2 protein-coding genes are annotated in these 2,341 nt (G+C 50.9%); both read left to right on the top strand.

What is annotated here, in order from left to right; genetic code table 11:
* On the top strand, window positions 1-723 hold a 723-nt coding region (locus J2Z66_RS42280), incomplete at its 5' end, for a YIP1 family protein (RefSeq protein ID WP_376774577.1).
* Window positions 720-2,341: DUF5696 domain-containing protein (locus J2Z66_RS42275; protein ID WP_209980122.1), on the top strand; the 1,622-nt coding region annotated here is incomplete at its 3' end. The genes J2Z66_RS42280 and J2Z66_RS42275, both read left to right, overlap by 4 nt.

Below are 2,341 nucleotides of genomic sequence, written 5' to 3'. Positions count from 1 at the left end.
GCAACAAGTCTTGCCGCAGCTTTTATTTTGCTCATGCTGTTCGAAAGAGCAACCCGCAAAACGGGATGGCGCCAGGCTTGGAGCAATCGCACGCGTTCCAAGAACGAATTCGTCGTAAAATTCAAGCATATGTTCTACATGCTGAAGCACCCGGTCGACGGTTTTACCGCGCTCCGTTACGAGTACAAAGGGGGATATCTGAGCGCCGTCATCCTGCTGACCGCCGCTTACGCAGCACTTGTCATCATGAAGATGTTCACGGGGTTTTCATTCCAAGCGGCTGATGCTGATCGCGTCAATCTATTATCGCTGCTCCTGCAGTATGGAGCGGTTTGGGTCGGTTGGGTCGTCTCCAACTATCTGGTCAGCTCGATTTACCGAGGAGAGGGCAGATTCAAGGACGTATTCGTCGGTCATGCTTATGCACTCATCCCGTTCATTCTTATTGGCATTCCGCTTGCAGCCGTTTCCAACGTTATGACGATGTCGGAGCAGGCGATTTACGATTTTATGGAAAAAGTGTTGTTCATCTGGACCGGCCTGATGGTGTTCTGGAAAATCCAGTCGCTGCAAAATTACACGGTAGGGGAGACGATTATTAACATGGTGCTCTCTCTATTGACATTCATGGCGCTTGCTGTGCTCGTACTGATCATGACTGGTTTGAGCAGCGATTTGAAAGATTTCTTATTTGAAGTGTATCAGGAGGTGAGACTGCGATGAAGCTGCTTACACGAATCCCGGCAACTTATTGGATAGCGGCCTTGCTTACAGCTTCTCTGATCCTATTTATTGGCATGCGTCTTGATACGGGCAAGCTAGAAAGAGGGGGCGTCCTTGCCGCATCTCAAGCGAACGCGGGGGCGGTAAAAGTAGACAAAGGCATGGATGAACTGCCCAAGGATGCCGATTTCCAAACGGTTGCCGAGTCCGAAGAGCTTGAGCTGAGGCTTGACGCCAAGACCGGGCACTTCACCGTCACCGATAAACGCAGCGGAAACGTCTGGCATTCTTATCCCGATCCGGGTGAGTGGCCTACGGAAGATCAAGAGGGCATTTGGAGAACGCATCTGCGTTCCCCTGTCATGTTGAGCTATATGGATTTGACAGGCAAAGTGAAGCAGCCGAAAGAAACCAACCTGCTCGAGGAGCAAGGCCAAATCATCGATGCCGCTGTGATCGACGGAGGCTTCAGGCTGACTTTCGACATGCCTTCAAAGTCATTCACGATTCCAATCGAAGTGAAAGTGGAAGGGGATTCGATTGTCACAAGAATTGTCGAATCCGGGATCAAGGAAGGCTCGTTAAGCCTTGTCTGGGTAAGACTTTACCCTTTCTTCGGGGCGGAGCATTCCTCAGGCCAGGAGGGCTACTTATTCATACCCGACGGCTCCGGCGCTCTAATTCCTTATAATCAACATAATACGAACGTGAACCGGCTGTATCAGGAAGCTGTATACGGACCTGACATTTCGTTCAAAGCAAACGACGATCCTCAATCGCGGAATCCGGTTTCGATCCCCGTATTCGGCGCCAAATCGGGCGATAAAGGCTTCGTTTCGGTTATTGAAGACGGGGCCGAATTTTCCGATGTGGTCGCTTCACCGTCGGGAGTGTTCAGCGGCTATAACTGGATTACCGCACAGCAGAACTATAGGTCGAGCTATAAACAAGTCACGAATGAAGCCAAAGGCAGATTTTTCATTACGTATAACAAGGAGCAGCGTTTTCATGGCGATCGCTCTGTTCGTTACTTTCTGCTCGACCGTACGAAAGCAAACTATGTCGGGATGGCCGAGCGGTACCGTCAATACTTGATGAATGTGCACAAGCTGGAGCCGCTTAAACCGAAGAACGACGCAAAAATGCCGATGACGATCAATATTGTCGGAGCGGAACGGGCACCCGGGGGGCTGATCACAGACCGTTATCTCCGGTCGACGACTACAAGCGGCGCGATGGACATGGTACAACGGCTGTATGACCTTGGCATCGATAATATGGTCGTCAACTATATGGGCTGGGCAAAGGGAGGCTTCAGCGACTATGGCGCACCGTTGCCAGTGGACAAACGGCTCGGCGGCGACAGCGGGATGAAGGCATTCATCCAGTTCGCGCATACGCTCGATATTCCGGTCTATTTAAACACCAACTATATGTTCCATACAAGCCAAGACGGAGATTTCACGAAAAGAAAGCACGGCCTTCGCGATTTGGGGGGAACCATTCCGAAAAATATCGTCAGCTTGGGCTATCTGGATAAAGTGCTGGACCATGATATCGAATATTTTAAAATGCTTGGCGCCGACGGCGTTACGCTCGGCGTTGACGTTGACGGCAA

This window comes from Paenibacillus eucommiae, from assembly GCF_017874215.1.
Lineage (GTDB): Bacteria > Bacillota > Bacilli > Paenibacillales > NBRC-103111 > Paenibacillus_AI > Paenibacillus_AI eucommiae.
The sequence above is the reverse complement of the archived record's forward strand: the minus strand, read 5'-3'. Positions and strand labels throughout refer to the sequence as shown.